Source organism: Acinetobacter pragensis (genome assembly GCF_001605895.1).
GTDB lineage: Bacteria > Pseudomonadota > Gammaproteobacteria > Pseudomonadales > Moraxellaceae > Acinetobacter > Acinetobacter pragensis.
In genome coordinates this window covers 94,143-114,534 of the sequence record NZ_LUAW01000011.1, presented here as the reverse complement: position 1 = coordinate 114,534, position 20,392 = coordinate 94,143, and the positions used below count along the sequence as shown (strand labels likewise).

The window sequence follows — 20,392 nt, the reverse complement described above, 5'->3', positions numbered from 1 at the left end:
TGGGCGTTGTATAGTCAAGCCTCACGAGCAATTAGTACTGGTCAGCTTCATGCATCACTGCACTTCCACATCCAGCCTATCAACGTCGTAGTCTTCAACGGCTCTTTAGAGGAATAAATTCCTAGGGAAATCTTATCTTGAGGTAGGCTTCCCGCTTAGATGCTTTCAGCGGTTATCCCTTCCGAACATAGCTACCCGGCGATGCGACTGGCGTCACAACCGGTACACCAGAGGTTCGTCCACTCTGGTCCTCTCGTACTAGGAGCAGATCCTCTCAAATTTCCAGCGCCCACGGTAGATAGGGACCGAACTGTCTCACGACGTTCTAAACCCAGCTCGCGTACCTCTTTAAATGGCGAACAGCCATACCCTTGGGACCTGCTTCAGCCCCAGGATGAGATGAGCCGACATCGAGGTGCCAAACACCGCCGTCGATATGAACTCTTGGGCGGTATCAGCCTGTTATCCCCAGAGTACCTTTTATCCGTTGAGCGATGGCCCTTCCATACAGAACCACCGGATCACTAAGACCTACTTTCGTACCTGCTCGACTTGTGGGTCTCGCAGTTAAGCGCGCTTTTGCCTTTATACTCTACGCGTGATTTCCGACCACGCTGAGCGCACCTTCGTACTCCTCCGTTACTCTTTAGGAGGAGACCGCCCCAGTCAAACTACCCACCAGACATGGTCCTCGCTCCAGATTATGGAGCAGAGTTAGAACCTCAATATTACCAGGGTGGTATTTCAAGATTGGCTCCACCGAAACTAGCGTCTCGGTTTCAAAGCCTCCCACCTATCCTACACAAGTAAGATCAAAGTTCAATGTCAAGCTGCAGTAAAGGTTCACGGGGTCTTTCCGTCTAGCCGCGGGTACACCGCATCTTCACGGCGAATTCGATTTCACTGAGTCTCTGCTGGAGACAGCGCCCCCATCATTATGCCATTCGTGCAGGTCGGAACTTACCCGACAAGGAATTTCGCTACCTTAGGACCGTTATAGTTACGGCCGCCGTTTACTGGGGCTTCGATCAAGAGCTTCGCTTACGCTAACCCCATCAATTAACCTTCCAGCACCGGGCAGGCATCACACCCTATACGTCCACTTTCGTGTTTGCAGAGTGCTATGTTTTTAATAAACAGTTGCAGGGGCCTGGTTTCTGTGGCTGCCAGCCGCTCAGGAAGTAAATTCCATCACCGCCGGCAGCGTACCTTCTCCCGAAGTTACGGTACCATTTTGCCTAGTTCCTTCAGCAGAGTTCTCTCAAGCGCTTTGGTCTACTCGACCTGACCACCTGTGTCGGTTTAGGGTACGATTCCTGTGTAACTGAAGCTTAGAGACTTTTCCTGGAAGCATGGTATCAGCCACTTCACTGTACAAGTACAGCTTGCTGTCAGCTCTCAGCATAGAGCACCCCGGATTTGCCTAAGATGCATGCCTACTGCCTTTCACCTGGACAACCAACGCCAGGCTGACTTAACCTTCTCCGTCCTCTCATCGCATTACACAGAAGTATTGGAATATTGACCAATTTCCCATCGACTACGCCTCTCGGCCTCGCCTTAGGGGTCGACTCACCCAGCCCCGATTAACGTTGGACTGGAACCCTTGGTCTTTCAGCGAACGGGTTTTTCACCCGTTTTGTCGTTACTCACGTCAGCATTCGCACTTCTGATACCTCCAGCAGACTTCTCAATCCACCTTCATCGGCTTACAGAACGCTCCCCTACCACTTGCAATAAATTGCAAATCCGCAGCTTCGGCATATAGTTTTAGCCCCGTTACATCTTCCGCGCAGGCCGACTCGACTAGTGAGCTATTACGCTTTCTTTAAAGGGTGGCTGCTTCTAAGCCAACCTCCTAGCTGTCTATGCCTTCCCACATCGTTTCCCACTTAACTATAATTTTGGGGCCTTAGCTGGCGGTCTGGATTGTTTTCCTCTTGACTACGGACGTTAGCACCCGCAGTCTGTCTCCCGGATAGTACTCATTGGTATTCGGAGTTTGCATCGGTTTGGTAAGTCGGGATGACCCCCTAGCCGAAACAGTGCTCTACCCCCAATGGTATTCGTCCGAGGCGCTACCTAAATAGCTTTCGGGGAGAACCAGCTATCACCGAGTTTGATTAGCCTTTCACCCCTATCCACAAGTCATCCCCTGGCTTTTCAACGACAGTGGGTTCGGTCCTCCAGTTAGTGTTACCCAACCTTCAACCTGCTCATGGATAGATCACCCGGTTTCGGGTCTACACCCAGCAACTGAACGCCCTATTAAGACTCGATTTCTCTACGGCTCCCCTATTCGGTTAACCTTGCTACTGAATGTAAGTCGCTGACCCATTATACAAAAGGTACGCAGTCACCGGACTAAGCCGGCTCCCACTGCTTGTATGCATGCGGTTTCAGGATCTATTTCACTCCCCTCACAGGGGTTCTTTTCGCCTTTCCCTCACGGTACTGGTTCACTATCGGTCAGTCAGGAGTATTTAGCCTTGGAGGATGGTCCCCCCATATTCAGACAAGGTTTCACGTGCCTCGCCCTACTCGACATCATCATATAAGCCCTTTCGTGTACAGGGCTATCACCTACTATGGCCGCACTTCCCAGAGCGTTCCACTAAAGCTTATATGACTTAATGGGCTGTTCCCCGTTCGCTCGCCGCTACTGAGGGAATCTCAATTGATTTCTTTTCCTAAGGGTACTGAGATGTTTCACTTCCCCTCGTTCGCCTCATAAACCTATGTATTCAGTTTATGATACCCGCCTTATAGCGGGTGGGTTTCCCCATTCAGAAATCTCCGGATCACAGGATATTTGCCGCCTCCCCGGAGCTTATCGCAGGCTATTACGTCTTTCATCGCCTCTGACTGCCAAGGCATCCACCACATGCACTTAATTACTTGACTATACAACCCCAAACAGCCGACGATGCCTACAAGTAGCACCTTCAACATTTTAGTTCAGAGTTCTGTGAACTTAATCACTGTACAGCTTCAATTAGATTCATATACCAAAACGCTTGATTCAGTTAATCGCTAGTGCTCAGTTCTTCTTAACCACTTCAACATGTCACTTGCGTGTCACACTGCTGTGTTTAATTAGTTCTGAGTTTAAACAATTTATTTCAACTCAAATATATTCTGTTAATGATTCTTCCAGCCTTCGTCAGGTCTGGAAACTGTGATAAATCACAGAGATTATCAAGTCCGCGTATCTTAACGCTTATACTTGCTAATCTCTAGGATCTAAGCACTTGACTGCTTAAGGACTAAACAACTTCAGCACCGTATGATTACATACTGCGCGAAGCGTAGCTTCTTGCTTAAATTTCAAGTAAAAGCAGTGCTTTTATGATCTTGAAATTTGGTGGAGACTAACGGAGTCGAACCGTTGACCTCCTGCGTGCAAAGCAGGCGCTCTACCAACTAAGCTAAGTCCCCAGCTTATCATTTAGGATTCAATGTTTCTGTTTTCTGCAGTCAACCAGCATTCAATGCTGCGTTAGTCAGATTTGGTGGGTCTGACAAGACTTGAACTTGTGACCCCACGCTTATCAAGCGTGTGCTCTAACCAACTGAGCTACAGACCCTCAGATACATCGTCATGAAGAACAACTTGTTGTGGATTCTTACCGGTCGTCAATCTTTCGTTAAGGAGGTGATCCAGCCGCAGGTTCCCCTACGGCTACCTTGTTACGACTTCACCCCAGTCGTCGGCCACACCGTGGTAAGCGTCCTCCTTGCGGTTAGACTACCTACTTCTGGTGCAACAAACTCCCATGGTGTGACGGGCGGTGTGTACAAGGCCCGGGAACGTATTCACCGCGGCATTCTGATCCGCGATTACTAGCGATTCCGACTTCATGGAGTCGAGTTGCAGACTCCAATCCGGACTACGATCGGCTTTTTGAGATTAGCATCCTATCGCTAGGTAGCAACCCTTTGTACCGACCATTGTAGCACGTGTGTAGCCCTGGCCGTAAGGGCCATGATGACTTGACGTCGTCCCCGCCTTCCTCCAGTTTGTCACTGGCAGTATCCTTAAAGTTCCCGGCATTACCCGCTGGCAAATAAGGAAAAGGGTTGCGCTCGTTGCGGGACTTAACCCAACATCTCACGACACGAGCTGACGACAGCCATGCAGCACCTGTATCAGAGTTCCCGAAGGCACCAATCCATCTCTGGAAAGTTCTCTGTATGTCAAGGCCAGGTAAGGTTCTTCGCGTTGCATCGAATTAAACCACATGCTCCACCGCTTGTGCGGGCCCCCGTCAATTCATTTGAGTTTTAGTCTTGCGACCGTACTCCCCAGGCGGTCTACTTATCGCGTTAGCTGCGCCACTAAAGCCTCAAAGGCCCCAACGGCTAGTAGACATCGTTTACGGCATGGACTACCAGGGTATCTAATCCTGTTTGCTCCCCATGCTTTCGTGCCTCAGTGTCAGTATTAGGCCAGATGGCTGCCTTCGCCATCGGTATTCCTCCAGATCTCTACGCATTTCACCGCTACACCTGGAATTCTACCATCCTCTCCCATACTCTAGTCTCCCAGTATCGAATGCAATTCCTAAGTTAAGCTCAGGGATTTCACATCCGACTTAAAAGACCACCTACGCACGCTTTACGCCCAGTAAATCCGATTAACGCTCGCACCCTCTGTATTACCGCGGCTGCTGGCACAGAGTTAGCCGGTGCTTATTCTGCGAGTAACGTCCACTCACTATAGGTATTATCTATAGGAGCCTCCTCCTCGCTTAAAGTGCTTTACAACCAAAAGGCCTTCTTCACACACGCGGCATGGCTGGATCAGGGTTCCCCCCATTGTCCAATATTCCCCACTGCTGCCTCCCGTAGGAGTCTGGGCCGTGTCTCAGTCCCAGTGTGGCGGATCATCCTCTCAGACCCGCTACAGATCGTCGCCTTGGTAGGCCTTTACCCCACCAACTAGCTAATCCGACTTAGGCTCATCTATTAGCGCAAGGTCCGAAGATCCCCTGCTTTCCCCCGTAGGGCGTATGCGGTATTAGCGTTCCTTTCGAAACGTTGTCCCCCACTAATAGGCAGATTCCTAAGCATTACTCACCCGTCCGCCGCTAGGTCCAGTAGCAAGCTACCTTTCCCCGCTCGACTTGCATGTGTTAAGCCTGCCGCCAGCGTTCAATCTGAGCCATGATCAAACTCTTCAGTTTAAAATCAGTAGTGCCTTAAAGGACACCAATCTTGGCTCATCAATTTTCTGACAAATATTTCTCAAATAAACTTCGAGTAATTTCTACCATCAATCAATGAAAATAATTTCGATCGATCAACCAGTAAAAATCCACACAAGTTGTTCTTCATAATCTCTTAATGATCTTCTTGCTGATTCGTCACCAGCAAGCTAGGTCGGCTATACTACTCTCTTTCGATGAATAGTCAACAGGTTTTGTTGATTATTTTTAAACTCCCTCAAGATTCTCAGAATCAACCACTTCTGGCCAACTCCTTGTTTCTCAACAAGTTTTAATCAACATCACCGCCGATGGATGTGCATTCTACAGCATTCCCTACCAGACGCAACCCCATTTCTTAATTATTTTATTTGAGTGTGTGTTTTTTGCTCATTTTGCATTTTTTTATTCATATTTTGATCAAATTTGCTTTATACAGTTATTATTCAGGATTATTTCAACGTTTTTACTTATTATTAGGCCAACACTTTTGCTGGGCTAAAAGCGTCAGGACTATATATGCGCCATTCTTCTTTTTTATATGCGGGCTTGCTGTCATTCACAGTGGCTGTACCCGCCTTTGCAAATGAACAAACTGCTGAAACAGCAGAAAACGCTGAAACTGCCAATAAATCCAAAACACAGCAGCTTGCTCAAGTCGCAATAGCCAAGTCATCGGAAGTTGCAAAAAAATTGTCAGTCAATGCCAATGCTGCGCAAGCGGATGCGCAAAAAGACCCCTTTGAAGGCTTTAACAGAAAAATTTTTGCATTTAATGAAACGCTTGATACCTACATTGCCCGCCCTTTAGCAATTCAGTACGTTGAGAAAGTGCCTGAAGATGTTCGCGGCTCTTACCGCCAATTCCGTAAAAACTTAAATGAACCATGGAATGCCTTTAACCAGCTGATTCAAGGCCGTCCAGCTCGTGCGGCTAAATCTTTAGGGCGCTTTACTGTCAACACCCTAACCACTTTAGGCTTTGCAGATCCTGCCCGCCGCTTGAACCTGACTTCTGAATCCGAAGGTTTTGGCATAACGATGGGGTATTACGGCATTCCTTCCGGCCCTTATTTGGTCCTGCCGGTATTTGGCCCGAGCACCATCCGAGAAGGCGCCGGCCTAGCTGTAGACAGCCAAGCGCGACCACAGAAATATCTGCTGGATGATCATGAAGGCGCTTATTGGGCGGAGCAGACACTTCGCGGTATTGATGCGCGCTCACAGCTGCTGGAACTCGAAAACGTTCTGCAGGGTGATAAATACGCGCAAATTCGTGATTTCTATCTGCAGCGCATCAGTTTTGCTGTTACTGAAAAGAAAGGCATTGCAGAAGAAAATATGTTTATTGATAGCGATGAAGACTCAGATGACACATCCTCTTCTGAACCTGCTGATGATCAAAACACAGAAACGCCTGAAAATGCCCTACCTGATGCTTCAGGCACATCGGAATCCGATAACAGCATCACAGAATAAGCAAATTTCTTCTTTTGCTAGAGGTGTTTTTTCCCTCTAGCATGGATTTGCTTGATATAGTAGTTCTATGACACATCCCCAAGGATCATAAATTCCCTTTATGTATTTCATTCAGCCAACTCGTGATATTCCTTATTTAGAACAGGTAATTGCGGCACTTCCAAGTGTTCAGATGATCCACATTGAAGATCTCGACTTGTATGATCCAACAATTATTGCGATTGCCGATGTGAATGACTATTTGCACTTTCAATGGTCTTTGCCGACTATTGTTTTCGCATTTGAAAATGAAGGGGCCGCGCTGGCGCAAGCATGGGAACAGGGAGCGCTTGCCGGATGGATGTGGAATAAACCGCCGGCCAACCCGCAGCAAGCTTTAATTAAAATTGATGCGCAATATAAGCGCAATCAGGACAGCCGGGATCTGCCGTCAGCAGCGGAATTGCAAAAGAAGCTGCTGCCGAATCCGATTGAACTCACCAATTATAAAGTCGAAACCTTTTTCCAGCCCTCTGCCTACTTATCTGGCGACTGGTATGATTATTGGAAAATCAGCGATAAAGAAGTTATTTTCTATTTGGCCGATGTTTCCGGCCACGGCGTCACCAGCAGTCTGCTGACTTCGTGGATGGCTGCTTTTCATGGCCGTTCAAAAACCCCGCGTGAATTAATTAAAAAGCTCAATGGCATGCTGGTGCAGGAAAACATTGAAAAGCACATCACCATGCTGACGGGTATTTTAAACCTCGAAACCCATCAGCTGCGCTGGTCCAGTGCCGGTCATTATCCGCCTGCAATTTTATTTGAACCGAATCAAGAACCGAAAATTTTAACCACCAGCAGCTTCCCGCTGGGCCTAACTGAAGATTTGGAAGTTGAAGAGTTTGAGTGCACCTTAAACCGGCATGCAAGGTTCATTATTTGTTCAGATGGCGCACTTGAACCTTTTGACGGCGGCTTGAACGAACAGCTGGGTCAACTGGTGCATCATTTGCAAAACCAATCATTTCAAGCACCTGAACATGTCGCTGACGATATTGCCATCTTAAGTTTCCGAAGAATGAATTAGTTGATTAATCATATACTTATCATATTAGCCTAATTTATACGACTGTCAGCTACTTGAGTAAGCAGTGGCCCTATGGGATAATTTACTATCCTCCTCTGCAAATGGCATTTATATGTCAACAGGTCATGTTGAATATGCAAGCTTGAACGGAACGCATATTTTTAAGCTTATTGGCGAAGTGCGTGCCCAATCCTGCATTAGTTTAGACAAACTGCTGAATAAGATTGAACAGCAAGAGAATGTTATTGGCGCAATCGTAGATTTAACCCAAACAACATTCATTGACAGTACAGTTTTAGGCATTTTGGCTAAATTGGGCTTGAAGCTCAAACAAATCCATCATATTCAGGCAGTCATGCTGTCAACCAACTCAGATATCACAACTCTGGCCAACAGTATGGGGCTGGGGCAGGTTTTTGTCATTTTAGATTACTGCGGTGATCCGAGTGTTTGCACCCGTGAATTGATGGAAGAGCACATTACCCACAGCAATATGCTCAATACTGTATTGGATGCGCATAAAACTTTGATGAAGCTCAATGACAGCAACCAGAATATGTTTGAACCTTTGGTCAAGCAGCTGCAAAAAGAGCAAGACAGTTTAGACCAAACTGCACAGCAAAACGCCTAAGCCTCCCTTCCGAGATCACCTATGACTTTTCTTTCCGTCGCTCAAATGAATTCGCAAAATGATATTGAAGCAAACTTCACTGTCATTGAATCATTGATTGCGCAAAGCAAAGCTCAAGGGGCCAGCCTAATTGTCTTCCCTGAAAATTTTGTCTGCTTCGCCGCAGGCAAACAGCATGAAACAGCAGCCCAGTTTGAATCCATTCAGCAGCGGTTAGAACAGCTGGCGCATCAATACGGAATATGGATTGTGGCGGGAACATTGCCCTGCCCTTACAGACCAGACGGCTCGATCATTGAAGATGGCCGTGTGCGTACGGCCAGCCTGTGCATCAGCCCAGAAAAAACCGAAGCGCGCTATGACAAAATTCATTTGTTTGATGTGCAGGTCGGAGATGCGGTAGGCGGCTATCAAGAATCAAAATTCTTTGAACCGGGTACAGACATTACGGTTGCCAAAACACCCTTTGGCAATATCGGCCTCATGGTTTGTTACGATTTGCGTTTTCCAGAACTTGCACTTTCCCTTCGGGCAAAAGGCGCCAATATTTTAACCGCGCCTGCGGCATTTACCTACACAACAGGCGAAATGCACTGGCAGCTGTTATTGCAGGCCCGTGCGATGGACAGTCAATGTGCCGTACTCGGCGCTGCCCAGCAAGGCTGGCATGGTGAAAAACGTCAGACTTGGGGCCATACTGGCGCGGCAAACAGCCGCGGCCAGCTGCAAGGTATAATTGATTCAGAGGGCGCTGGACTCATTACCGTACCATTCTATTCAGCTGAACAAGCGAAGATCCGTGAATCGATGCCTTTAATGCAGCACCGCACATTAGTGCAATTCTAATCCTTCAGCATGCGCCAGCCTAATTGATAAAAGCACCTGATCAAAAACCATAAAATGATCTCTGCAAATTGCTGAACAGAACATCTGCATAATCTTAAAAGATATAACCTCATTCAAACTGTGTTGGCTCAAGACAGCAAATGCATTGTGCAATCATGGCTTGTAATCAGCCTGAATTTCCTTAGAAGCATTTTATATTTTTTATCTCTCGGATTTTCACCATAAGATTTACAAATTAACTGCTTATTATTTCATCAAAATTAAGCAAGATAAAAGCTCTACATCTCTGCAGGAAGAATAATGATGGCTTTAGAAAAAGCAGTATATACCGCACAAGCAAAAGCAACAGGCGGCCGTGATGGCCGAGCTACAAGCTCTGACGGCAGCTTGGATGTACAGTTGGCTGTGCCTAAAGTAATGGGCGGCACAGGCAATGGAACCAACCCTGAACAGCTGTTTGCTGCTGGCTATTCCGCCTGTTTTTTAGGCGCAATGAAGTTTGTATCAAACCGCGATAAAATCAATATGCCCAAAGACGCTTTTATTGAAGGTGAAGTTGGAATTGGCCCTATTCCGACTGGTTTTGGCATAGAAGCAACCCTAAATATTCATCTAGAAGGCATGGATGCTGGCGAAGCCAAAAAACTGGTGGATGCTGCGCATATTGTCTGCCCATATTCCAATGCGACTCGCGGCAATATCAATGTGACGTTAAATCCAATTACATAACATCTATTCTATTAACTGATTTATTGCCTGCAGCCTTTTCGCGGCTGCAGGCAAACATAAAATTGGACAGCGGTACTGACAGCCAATTCCATAAAAATTTCAATTCAAACACGCCATATTTATATATAATAATGATTCTTATTTTCAATTTTAAAAATTATTATGTTGAAGCCTGTGATTTTTGGCGCTCTCCTGCTGGCCAGCTCCGCATCCTTATTTGCCGAAGTCAGCCTATCGGAAAAAATCCGTCCGCAAACACCGTCACTGGTGAATCCGAATATTCAGCGTTTAGGTATTCCACCGACACCGAATGACATACCGCTGCCTGCATTCGGTCAAGGCATCATTGGCTGGGGTACTGGCCCTGACGGTGCAGAAAACCGTTTAAACAACATTACAAAAGAAGATGTTGCCAAACTTAAAACACAAGATGTGACTTTAGAGATGGTTCAAACATGGCAAAAATTTTATGAAAATGAAACACAGCGCAATGCAGGCAATCCAACTGCGCCCTTTCGCGCTCAGCTGATGAAGAAAATTGCTGAGCTTTGGTGATTCAAACCATCCCCATACACAATAAAACCCGCATGATGCGGGTTTTATTGTGTATGGATATATTACTCAGAAGCTTCATTGGTCACACGCAGCACTTCTTCTAAAGTCGTTTTACCTGCCAAAACTTTACGCAAACCATCATCACGGATTGAGCCTGAATGCTTGCGCGCATAAGCCTCTACTTCAAATTCCGCAACATTGCCGTGAATTAAACGGCGCATAGGTTCATCTACAGGTACAATTTCATAAATGGCCGTACGGCCTGAAAAACCTGTATGTGAACAGTGTTCGCAGCCTTTGGGCTGCGGGAGTTTCAATACCGCATCTGCTTTGATATGCGCAAACAGCTGCTGTTCAAAATCATCCGCCTCATGCCAAGTCGCGCAGTGCGGGCACAGTGTCCGCACCAGCCGCTGCGCAATGACGCCAATCAATGAGCTGGATAATAAAAATGGCTCAATGCCCATATCTTTTAAACGGGTTACGGCGCCCACTGCAGTATTGGTATGCAGCGTAGATAAAACCAAATGGCCGGTTAATGAAGCCTGTACGGCAATTTCGGCTGTTTCCAAATCCCGGATTTCCCCGACCATCACCACGTCCGGATCTTGGCGCAGCATGGCTTTTAACGCGCGGGCAAAAGTCATGTCCACTTTCGTATTGACCTGCGTCTGACCAATGCCTTCCAGCTGATACTCGATCGGATCTTCGGCAGTCAAAATATTTTTAGACCCGTCATTCAAGTCAGACAACGCTGCATATAACGTTGTCGTTTTCCCTGAGCCGGTTGGGCCAGTGACTAAAATAATGCCATGTGGGCGATGCACCAATAGCTTCAGACGCTCATAATCATTATTCATCAGCCCTAAATGCGTCATGTTTAAACGGCCCGCCTGCTTATCCAGCAAACGCATCACCACCCGCTCGCCATACGACGACGGTAAGGTCGAAACACGCACATCCACTTCACGTCCAGCGAGACGCAGCGAAATACGGCCATCCTGCGGAACCCGCTTTTCAGCGATATCCAGCTTAGCCATGACTTTAATCCGGGAAACCAGCAGCGGAGCAAGTTCACGGCGCGGCTGCACAATTTCACGCAGCTGGCCATCGACCCGCAGGCGCACAGATAATTTCTTTTCAAAAGATTCAATATGAATATCGGAGGCGCCGACACGGATGGCTTCTGACAGCAAGGCATTGATTAAACGCACAATCGGCGCATCATCTTCCTGATCCATTAAATCTTCAGCTTCAGGCACTGAATCTGCAAGGCTCAGCAAATCCGGATGATATTCCAAACCCGCAGCCACTTGCTGAGATTCACCGGTATCACCGGCAAAGCTGGAACTCAGCAGCCGATGAAACTCTTGATCGGTGCAAAGCTGATATTGCGCCGCCTGCCCTAAAAAACGCCGCGCTTCCTGCAGCGCCAGCAAAGGTGTGCTTTCCCTGCGCACAATATAGGCTTGATCGCCCTCATAACGGAGCAATACGCCATGCCGCTTTGCAAAACTATATGGTATTTGTAATTGTTTGAGTACTTGCATCAAAGTTTATAATGATGAAAAAAGTGATTTGAGTGTACTCTAAGCACATGACAGCGTGAAGTCTGTTTTTTCAGGTTTTAATGATATAGGGAAGATTGCATTGTCTTTAACCAGTGATGTACTGCAAACGGAAACGCCTAAACTCAAATGGTGGGGTGAGCATCATTTTGAGCTGCACCGTCCTAAATCTTGGCAATTCGGTTCACTGCTGTTCCGTCTGACCCGAGGCCTGCAGGAATGGCGTCTGGAGTACCACCGCCCTACGGTACAGTATGACTATGAGCAGCAATGGCACAGCATTGACGATCCTGAGTTTGCTTTTCCGCCGCCTGTGCATATTGAACGCTATATGTTTAAAAATACGCATGAAAATATTCAAATTATGCCCCGGCTGGCCGACCGCTCTGTGGTGATCCGGCCTGTCGATCCCATTTATATTCCCGCGGGCCAGCGCGGCACACTTTATATCAGCACGCCGCTTTGGGTGGCTGGATTTGTGGAAGGCCAAAAAGACCCTTTATTTGATATTCCGGTCATTTTGCCCAAAGACACATGGTTTGGCCCCAACAAGCGTATGGGCGAGATCTGCTACGCCACCGCAGTGGATGGCCGGACCGAACTGCATCAACTGAAAGTCCGCGCCTTCCGTGCGATTACCCCCATAGAATTTCACAATACCAGTCACGAACAGCTGCGTTTTGACCGCATGAATGTGCCGGTTCCCGCCTTGCCCCTGTTTTACAGTGAGAGTACTGGCCGCTTATGGACCTCTCAGATTAAAGTGCTGCATGAAGGCTCAGATCGGCCGCCGCGGATCCGTATTGAAAACCGCACGCCGCCGCATGCAGGGGAAGTGATGTATGTGCATCCGCCGCGTGAACCGGCCGGGGCTTTGTTTAATATGTTTGATTCATTTTTCTAAGGGGCAGTCATGGCGAATACCAATATTTCTGCAGAAATCACCAGCAGCCTCACGGGGATTGTTAAAAACCTGAATACAGACCGGATCACGGAACTTTTAGTTGCCGTGATTTTGGCCTTTATTGGTTTTTTGATTGCCCGCTTTGTCTCCAATGCCTTTATCCGAACGATTGGTGTACGCTTCAATGCGCATCAGCGCTTAGTCTGGCGGCGCGGCATTTTTTATTTTATTTTCATTATTTTTGTGATGGCCAGCTTAAAAGAAGCGGGCTTTAAGCTGAGTGTATTTTTAGGCGCAGCCGGTATCCTGACCGTGGCTTTAGGTTTTGCCTCGCAAACCTCTGCATCCAATCTGATCAGCGGGATTTTCCTGATTGGCGAAGGCTCTTTTGAAATTGGCGATACCATTCAAATTACCCTGATCCGCGGCCATACCATTGAAGGCGAGGTTATTTCCATTGACCTGCTGTCCGTAAAGCTGCTGACGCAGGACAATGTCTATGTGCGTTTGCCGAATGAACAGCTGATTCGAGCGCCAGTGCATAACCTGTCTAAATTTCCGATACGGCGCATCCCGATTACGCTGGCGATTAATTTCCACGAAGACATTATTAAAGTCCGAGAAGTGCTGCTGGATGTTGCCGGCAAATATCCGCTGGTGCTGGCAGACCCGAAACCGGCCGTAACCGTGACGGCATTCCGCGAGTCCTCCATTGAGCTTCTGTTTGCCGTATGGTGCCAGCAGGAGAACTTTTTAAGAGTGCGCGATGAAATGCAGGAACGCATCCGCAACGGTTTTTTGGATAATCAAATTGAAATTCCAGTACCGAAAATGGGCTTTGTAGACCGCCCAAGCATGCCATTGCATCATGATGACATTGATCCGTATGCCAATGCTCAAGAGGTTAAGCGGGAACCGAACTTAAAATAGCGCACCGGCTATTCTGTCTTGAAATAGCCGCATTCAAGAATCCAGAAGGATGAGAACGGCTCTCTCCTTCTTTCTTGGAAGCGGTATGCAGTAAAGAAAAAAATCAGCGCTTTTGCGCTTCCGGCATCGGCGCAATATAGGCAATAATCAGCATGATGAAACCTGCGCCTAAGAATGAAATAACCCGAGTAAGCGTACCGATATGCGAAAGGTCAAACAGCACTAATTTCAACGTGACCAAAACCAAAATACTGCCGCCAAAAATCCATAGCGAACGCAAATGCCGTTTCGCTGCTGTAAGCATGCAAATAAATGCCAAACTGACCCACAGCAAGGTAAAGCTGAGCTGCACTGCGGCATTTCCCCACATTTGCCATGCATTATAAGGTGTGCCTAAATACACATGCAGCGCGCGCAGCACCACATAGCTGCTGAGCCAAAGCAGTCCGAGCATCATTAAAATTGCGCCTAAGCTTTTTTCCAAACCGGCTTTCATCTGCAAATTCAGCATCCAGATAAAACCTGCCAGCATCGCAATGCTGATTAAGTCAAAAGGATTCAATACAGGCAGCAGATACAGCTGAAACGCCTGCTGGCTGAAAATTTGGGAAAAAATAATCCACAGCAGCATCAGCGTCAGGGTATTTCGCGCCTGCCAAAAAATTTGCCAATCTGAATCAGAGCGCCAATAGCACCACGCTGCGAACAGCAGCGGCAAAATAACAACACTCAAATACGGCATGCTGGGTATTAACGTTAAGCTGGTGAATGCCAAACTGACAAATACCCCCAGACTGACCCACTCTTTCTCTTCTTTTACCCCCAGCATTGGACGCAGCCACAGCAGCGTCAGCAATATACCGCTCAAAGCGAACAGCAAGCGGTCTGACACAGTGTGCCAAATCATTTGACCATTGTGGGTTAAATCGGCCACCGCATACAGCGCTGCGCCATATACGGGAATTAGCCCAATCCATTTCGGCAGCAGCCATGACCATGTTGCCTCACGGCGCAGCAGCCATTCATTTAAGATCATGTAAACAGCCGCCACAATCAGCAGGCAAAGCAGCACTTGGCTTTGACTGTCAATTTTATCCAGCAGCAGAATAAACAGCAGAACAGTCGCAGACAGCATCTGTATGCATTGAAAAGCAATTGTCGAGCTGGTCAGCTGCCGGCGAAACTCAGCCGTACTGTTCGCAATCAGCACGGTCAGCAGATAGCAGGCGCACAGCACCCAATACACATTGCTTGGGAAAATATTCAGTACCGAGAAATAATACAGGCTGGAAAAACCCGCCATCATCATCAAGCCGATGCCGACATAGCGGCTAAGCACCGAATGGCGGTAGAGCGCATAAATGAAAATAGCGGCGCCTTCGCCTGCCCATCCAGCTACACTCCAGTGTTCATGCAGTAAAATTGGCGGAATAAAGGCAATAAAAATCAGCATCAGGCTGAAATAGCTTTGCGAAATGATTCGAATCGCCTGATTGCGCTTTGACAGCAGATATAAAACGCCATAGATTCCGGCAAAAATCAAACTGAACCCAGCCTGCCAGCGCTTTTCATCAAAATACATCAGATATAAAAAGCCATAGCTGACTATCGGCGCACCAAAAATCAGCGCTAGATCCAATACCGGCTTCAATTGAAAGCGCATCAGGTTTTCTTTAGCCAGCAGCTGGCTGAAACGGAACCCAAGCCAAATAAAAATAGCCGCATGCGCATAAATTAAATAGCTGAGCGCAGTTCTTTCCTGTGCTTCGCCTCGGTAAAAGGCATACGCGCCGCCCACCAGCACTGTCATTAAAAATGAAATCTGATTGAGAATTTTCCACGGCCTTAAAGTGCTTAAAACGGCTACGGCTAAATTGATGCAAAGATAATATGCAATCAATTCAGCCGCGGTGGCATTGCGCACAGGCAAAGTAAAAGGCGCAATATAGGCAATCATCATCGCCATGAGCGCCAACTCAATACTTTGCTGTTTCAGGCTGAGCCAAATGGCGGGCAGCAGGATGGCGGCAAAACAAAGGCTCGCGATGAGCAAATTCGGAATAACTTGATTGTAATAAGCAAAAAATAAAGTCAGCGACAAGCTTGCCAGCCCTAAGCCCTCTAAAGCCAAAGCAAAACCCCGGTTGCGCTGCTCCAGCACATACCCTAAAAGCGTTACGCCAGCACTGACCGCAGCCACCAGCAATAATTTCACCGCAAGGCTGATCTGCCAATGCTCGGTGGCAAAACGCAGCAGCAGAATCACCCCAATGACCAGAACGGCTATAGCGGCTTTTAATACCGGATTGCCTTTAAACAGCCATTGCTGCAGCTGATCGATCAAATTCATTGAACCATCAGAGGCCATTGGGCGTTCGGGCTGGCTTAATTCACCTGAACTGTGCAAGTCTGCCTGCCGGTTCAGATCAGGCCTTGTGTGAAGTTGGCGCTGCAGCGACAGTACATTGCGTTCCAACCGCTTCAGCCAGCGCAGGAAGAAATAAATCCAGGCGGAAATCCCCACGCCTGTGAGCACTCCAATATGGCTAAATCCGCCCACCAAAACCATGATCGATGAAATATACAGCGGAATTTTCGAGGTTGGCACTAAGGACAAACCCGCTTCAGCCGACAATTGGTCTGTAGGTTTTTGCAGGTCATCGACATAGTGCATCACGCTCACAGCAAATGCAAAACCGCATAAATAGCTGAAAATTTTAAGATCCGAAAACCAGCAGCCCACCCCTGCAATAATCAGCGCCATCAGCCAAATCATTCTGATTTCGTTATTTCCGTTCCGCTGCGCGTTCAGCATGCCTGCCCTTTTATTCCGTTTTAGCTGATGATACCGCAGTGGCCAGCTGAAGTTCCGCTGCTTTATCAGATTTTCGGTAACTGTCCAATACAATAACGCCGCCATGCGGACATGCCTCAGCGCAGAACAGAAAAATCACGTACAATAAAACCGTTATCTGGATTAGGAATTTTTCAATGCCGCCATTTGTCTTGGTCGATGGGTCATACTTTTTATTTCGCGCCTTTCACGCACTCCCCCCTTTAACCACGTCAACTGGATTGCATACCAATGCCATCCGCGGTGCGATTTCCGCGATTCAAAAACTGATGCGCCGCACACAGCCGACCCATATGGCGGTGATTTTTGACACGCCGGAACCGACCTTCCGCCATGAGCTTTCACCTATTTATAAAGGTGACCGTCCAAGCATGCCCGAAGAGCTGGCAGAACAGATTCCTTACCTGCATGCGCTGATCCGCGCGCTGGGCATTCCGCTGCATATGCTGCCGGGTGCGGAAGCCGACGATATTATCGGCACGCTGGCAAAACGCGCAGAAGCGCAAGGCCATCAAGTGCTGATTTCTACTGGCGATAAAGACATGGCGCAACTGGTCACAGATAAAGTCACGCTGGAAGACAGTTTTAAAGATAAGCCGATGGATGTGAACGGCGTCTTTGAGAAATTCGGTGTTTGGCCAAATCAAATTATTGATTACCTCACCCTGATGGGCGATGCATCTGACGGCATTATGGGGGTTCCGGGTGTTGGTGCAAAAACAGCCGCCAAGCTGCTGACTGAATACGGTTCAATTGGCGGCATTTTAGAAAATGTCGATAAAATTAAAGGCAAAGTCGGTCAAAATATTAAAGACAATGTCGATGGCATTGCGCTGGATCATCAGCTGGCCAGTATTGTCTGCGATCTGGACATGGGCCTGACATTTGAAGATTTAAAATTGGCAGATCCGAATATTGAACAGCTGCGCAGCCTGTATACCGAATTAGAATTCCGTAACCAGCTGCAGTCTTTAGATCATCCCAACAATCCAAACGGCGCGGCATATAAGCAGAACTCAAAAGCCATTCTTAAAGATGCGCACGCAGAAGAAAAAATTGTGACTGAAGATCAGGCTTCTGTTACCAGTACAGATGATGTCTTAGGTCAAGCCAATTACCATACGGTTTTAGCGCAAACCGATTGGGATACATTATTTAAACGCCTCAGCACTGAAAAGCGCTTTGCTTTCGATACTGAAACCACCAGTTTAGATTACCGCATTGCGCAAATTGTCGGATTCTCTGTAGCCTTTGATGCCAATGACGCCTATTACGTACCGCTGGCGCACGACTATGAAGGCGCGCCTGAGCAGCTGAACCGGGACGTGATTCTTGCGCAAATCAAGCCGATTTTAGAGGATAAATCCGTCGAAAAAATCGGGCATCATTTAAAATATGATGCGCATGTGCTGGAGAATCACGGCATTGAACTGCAAGGCTGGTATTTCGATACCATGCTGGCCTCATACGTGCTCAACTCGGTCGCCACCCGTCACGGCATGGATGATGTTGCCCGCCTGTACTTAAGCCATTTAACCACGACTTTTGAACAAGTGGCAGGCAAAGGCGCGAAACAGAAAAGCTTTAACCAGATTGAGCTGGAAACCGCTTCGCACTATGCAGCGGAAGATGCGCATGTGACTTACCGCCTATATGAAGTGCTGGATGCCAAATTGCACAAGCATCCTGAATTAGTCAATATTCTGCACAATATAGAAATGCCGGTTGCGCGTGTACTGACCATGATGGAAGAGAACGGCATTGAGCTGAATTTGGATTTTCTGGATCAGCTGGGTACCGAATTTGCCAAAACTATGCAGGATTTGGAAAACCAGATTACCGAATTAGCAGGTCAATCGTTCAATGTCAGCTCGCCGAAACAAGTGGGTGAAATCCTGTTTGATAAGCTGGGCTTAAAAGGCGGCAAAAAAACCTCGACAGGCCAATACAGCACCAGTGAAAGTGTCTTGGAAAAAATCGAGCACCCAATTACCGATCTGATTTTGGAATACCGCGGCCTGTCTAAGCTGAAAAGCACCTATACGGACGGCCTGCTGAAACAAGCCAATAATGATACGCACCGTGTGCATACCAGCTACCATCAGGCGCTGACTGCAACCGGCCGTTTATCATCGACCGATCCAAATCTGCAGAATATTCCTGTGCGTGAAGATATTGGCCGTCAAATCCGCAAAGCCTTCATCGCGCCGAAAGGCCGCGTACTGCTGGCAGCCGATTATTCGCAAATTGAATTGCGTTTAATGGCACATTTTTCACAAGATGATGCCTTGGTGGATGCCTTTAATCATGGGCAGGATGTTCACCGCCGCACAGCAGCGGAAGTTCTGGGCATTGCATTAGAAGATGTGACCAGCAATCAGCGCCGCCAAGCCAAAGCTGTCAACTTCGGCCTGCTTTATGGCATGTCTGAATTTGGCCTGACCCGCCAGCTGGGCTTTAGCCGCGAAGAATCCCGCAGCTATATCGGCAAATACTTCCAGCGCTATCCAGGCGTACTGGAATATATGGAACGCACCCGCCAAGTGGCGCGTGAACAAGGCTTTGTCGAAACCATCTTAGGCCGCCGCCTGTATACACCGGATATTATGGCCAGCAATAAAATGATCAAGCAAGGCGCTGAACGGGCTGCAATCAATGCGCCGCTGCAAGGCTCTGCTGCCGACATCATTAAAATGGCCATGATTGAAGTGGAAAAAATGCTGCCGAAAGATCAAGCTAAAATGCTGCTGCAAGTGCACGATGAATTGGTCTTTGAAGCAGATGAGGCCATTGCCGATGATTTGGCCGTAAAACTGGCAGAAGTCATGCAGTCGGTATTGAAAATTTCCGTGCCGCTCGTGGTTGAAGTCGGTAAGGGCAATAACTGGGATGAAGCGCACTAAAGTATTTACGCCGTCCTCTTTCTAGGAGGAAGGCTGTGATGGAGGTCATTTACTTATTAGAAGAAATGTCAACTTCTTCACCCAAAATCTCAGCCACAAAAAAGGACGCATCAGCGTCCTTTTTTCGTCATTTAATTTCAATGTACTTATAGGCCTGTCAGCAGCACAATCGCCACTTCTTTCATAATGGTTTCCGCCAGCAGCAATGCAAAAATTGCAACAATCGGCGAAAGGTCAATCATGCCCATATTCGGCAAAATGCGTCGGAATGGCGCCAGCAGCGGTTCAGCCAACTCTTGAATCACCTCAATATAAGGTGAGCGGGACTGTGTAAACATCACCACCCAGCTCAAAATAATTGAAGCGAAAATCAAATAGCGGCAAAAACGGATTAAATCCTGAATCATGGTCACAAAGGTCATGATGATTAAATGCACGGGGCTGTTGACCGATGCCCCAGACAAATGCATGACGCCAAACATTTTCAGAATATACAGCACCACCAATAAAATTAAGGCAGCTGTATTCACCCGGCCCTTACCGACTGTGGGAAAAATCCGGCTGAACATATCCACAATTTTAGTGGCCTTCGCAGTGGAAAGCACCACAGGGTTATACGGACTTACTGCAGCCAATTGCATTAAAAACCGGAAAAAAACGAGCAGAATTGCCACGTTAATGATAATGCCAAAAATCAGCGCAGAATTTGCACCCATA

At 47.6% G+C, this 20,392-nt stretch carries 12 protein-coding genes, 2 tRNA genes and 2 rRNA genes; 9 read left to right on the top strand and 7 right to left on the bottom strand.

All coding sequences use genetic code 11. The features are described 5' to 3' along the window. Nucleotides 1-10: 10 nt before the first annotated feature. The 4 genes from AZH43_RS02900 to AZH43_RS02885 all read right to left on the bottom strand — a co-directional run bounded on the left by AZH43_RS02900 (nt 11) and on the right by AZH43_RS02885 (nt 5,186). Nucleotides 11-2,904: ribosomal RNA gene (locus tag AZH43_RS02900) — 23S ribosomal RNA — on the bottom strand. Nucleotides 2,905-3,362: 458 nt separating this feature from the next. Then, a tRNA-Ala gene (locus AZH43_RS02895) sits at nt 3,363-3,438 on the bottom strand. A 72-nt stretch (nt 3,439-3,510) separates the two neighbouring features. Continuing rightward, nucleotides 3,511-3,587 (bottom strand) — tRNA-Ile (locus tag AZH43_RS02890). 61 nt (nt 3,588-3,648) lie between these two features. Continuing rightward, a 16S ribosomal RNA gene (locus AZH43_RS02885) occupies nt 3,649-5,186 on the bottom strand. Together the 16S and 23S rRNA genes with 2 tRNA genes alongside form the textbook arrangement of a ribosomal RNA operon. A 540-nt stretch (nt 5,187-5,726) precedes the next feature. Between AZH43_RS02885 and AZH43_RS02880 the strand changes: the two genes are divergently transcribed. The 6 genes from AZH43_RS02880 to AZH43_RS02855 all read left to right on the top strand — a co-directional run bounded on the left by AZH43_RS02880 (nt 5,727) and on the right by AZH43_RS02855 (nt 10,516). Further along, the gene (locus tag AZH43_RS02880) at nt 5,727-6,686 is read left to right on the top strand and encodes an MlaA family lipoprotein (protein ID WP_067666416.1); all 960 of its coding nucleotides are present in this window, start codon (nt 5,727-5,729) and stop codon (nt 6,684-6,686) included. Between the two features lie 100 nt (nt 6,687-6,786). After that, a complete protein-coding gene (gigA, locus tag AZH43_RS02875; RefSeq protein WP_067666414.1) occupies nt 6,787-7,755 on the top strand; it encodes an RsbU family protein phosphatase GigA in 969 nt (322 codons plus the stop codon). A gap of 112 nt (nt 7,756-7,867) precedes the next feature. Continuing rightward, on the top strand, nt 7,868-8,386 hold the full coding sequence (gene gigB / locus AZH43_RS02870; protein ID WP_067666412.1) for an anti-anti-sigma factor GigB: 519 nt from the start codon (nt 7,868-7,870) through the stop codon (nt 8,384-8,386). A gap of 21 nt (nt 8,387-8,407) precedes the next feature. After that, nucleotides 8,408-9,232 (top strand): carbon-nitrogen hydrolase family protein, encoded by an 825-nt coding sequence (locus tag AZH43_RS02865; protein ID WP_067666410.1) that lies wholly within the window; start codon nt 8,408-8,410, stop codon nt 9,230-9,232. Nucleotides 9,233-9,535: 303 nt separating this feature from the next. Next, nucleotides 9,536-9,961 (top strand): organic hydroperoxide resistance protein, encoded by a 426-nt coding sequence (locus AZH43_RS02860; RefSeq protein WP_067666670.1) that lies wholly within the window; start codon nt 9,536-9,538, stop codon nt 9,959-9,961. A 162-nt stretch (nt 9,962-10,123) separates the two neighbouring features. Then, complete coding sequence (locus AZH43_RS02855) at nt 10,124-10,516, top strand: DUF4951 domain-containing protein (RefSeq protein WP_067666408.1); 393 nt, start codon at nt 10,124-10,126, stop codon at nt 10,514-10,516. A gap of 62 nt (nt 10,517-10,578) precedes the next feature. Here the strand turns inward: AZH43_RS02855 and gspE are convergent, their stop codons facing one another. After that, entirely contained in the window at nt 10,579-12,066 is a 1,488-nt protein-coding gene (gspE, locus tag AZH43_RS02850) for a type II secretion system ATPase GspE (protein WP_067666406.1), read from the bottom strand. A gap of 100 nt (nt 12,067-12,166) precedes the next feature. Here gspE and AZH43_RS02845 point away from each other — a divergent pair, with 100 nt between their 5' ends. Together AZH43_RS02845 and AZH43_RS02840 are read left to right on the top strand one after the other, a co-directional pair. Beyond that, a complete protein-coding gene (locus tag AZH43_RS02845) occupies nt 12,167-12,988 on the top strand; it encodes a hypothetical protein (protein ID WP_067666668.1) in 822 nt (273 codons plus the stop codon). A gap of 9 nt (nt 12,989-12,997) precedes the next feature. Next, nucleotides 12,998-13,918: a mechanosensitive ion channel family protein gene (locus AZH43_RS02840; RefSeq protein ID WP_067666404.1), complete on the top strand. Its 921-nt coding sequence runs from the start codon at nt 12,998-13,000 to the stop codon at nt 13,916-13,918. Nucleotides 13,919-14,021: 103 nt separating this feature from the next. Here AZH43_RS02840 and AZH43_RS02835 read toward each other — a convergent pair whose 3' ends face one another. After that, entirely contained in the window at nt 14,022-16,733 is a 2,712-nt protein-coding gene (locus AZH43_RS02835) for a DUF2339 domain-containing protein (RefSeq protein WP_067666666.1), read from the bottom strand. A 176-nt stretch (nt 16,734-16,909) separates the two neighbouring features. Here AZH43_RS02835 and polA point away from each other — a divergent pair, with 176 nt between their 5' ends. Then, nucleotides 16,910-19,675 (top strand): DNA polymerase I, encoded by a 2,766-nt coding sequence (gene polA / locus AZH43_RS02830; RefSeq protein WP_067666402.1) that lies wholly within the window; start codon nt 16,910-16,912, stop codon nt 19,673-19,675. A 146-nt stretch (nt 19,676-19,821) separates the two neighbouring features. Here the strand turns inward: polA and AZH43_RS02825 are convergent, their stop codons facing one another. Continuing rightward, the gene (locus AZH43_RS02825; RefSeq protein WP_067666400.1) at nt 19,822-20,391 is read right to left on the bottom strand and encodes a YggT family protein; all 570 of its coding nucleotides are present in this window, start codon (nt 20,389-20,391) and stop codon (nt 19,822-19,824) included. Nucleotide 20,392: the final 1 nt, after the last annotated feature.

What these genes read in the sequence shown, in the direction of transcription:
- gigA (WP_067666414.1), top strand. Translation starts at nt 6,787, where the DNA reads ATGTATTTCATTCAGCCAACTCGTGATATTCCTTATTTAGAACAGGTA.
- polA (WP_067666402.1), top strand. Translation starts at nt 16,910, where the DNA reads ATGCCGCCATTTGTCTTGGTCGATGGGTCATACTTTTTATTTCGCGCC.
- gspE (WP_067666406.1), bottom strand. Translation starts at nt 12,066, where the DNA reads ATGCAAGTACTCAAACAATTACAAATACCATATAGTTTTGCAAAGCGG.
- AZH43_RS02880 (WP_067666416.1), top strand. Translation starts at nt 5,727, where the DNA reads ATGCGCCATTCTTCTTTTTTATATGCGGGCTTGCTGTCATTCACAGTG.
- AZH43_RS02865 (WP_067666410.1), top strand. Translation starts at nt 8,408, where the DNA reads ATGACTTTTCTTTCCGTCGCTCAAATGAATTCGCAAAATGATATTGAA.
- AZH43_RS02840 (WP_067666404.1), top strand. Translation starts at nt 12,998, where the DNA reads ATGGCGAATACCAATATTTCTGCAGAAATCACCAGCAGCCTCACGGGG.
- AZH43_RS02835 (WP_067666666.1), bottom strand. Translation starts at nt 16,733, where the DNA reads ATGCTGAACGCGCAGCGGAACGGAAATAACGAAATCAGAATGATTTGG.
- AZH43_RS02860 (WP_067666670.1), top strand. Translation starts at nt 9,536, where the DNA reads ATGGCTTTAGAAAAAGCAGTATATACCGCACAAGCAAAAGCAACAGGC.
- gigB (WP_067666412.1), top strand. Translation starts at nt 7,868, where the DNA reads ATGTCAACAGGTCATGTTGAATATGCAAGCTTGAACGGAACGCATATT.
- AZH43_RS02825 (WP_067666400.1), bottom strand. Translation starts at nt 20,391, where the DNA reads ATGGGTGCAAATTCTGCGCTGATTTTTGGCATTATCATTAACGTGGCA.
- AZH43_RS02855 (WP_067666408.1), top strand. Translation starts at nt 10,124, where the DNA reads ATGTTGAAGCCTGTGATTTTTGGCGCTCTCCTGCTGGCCAGCTCCGCA.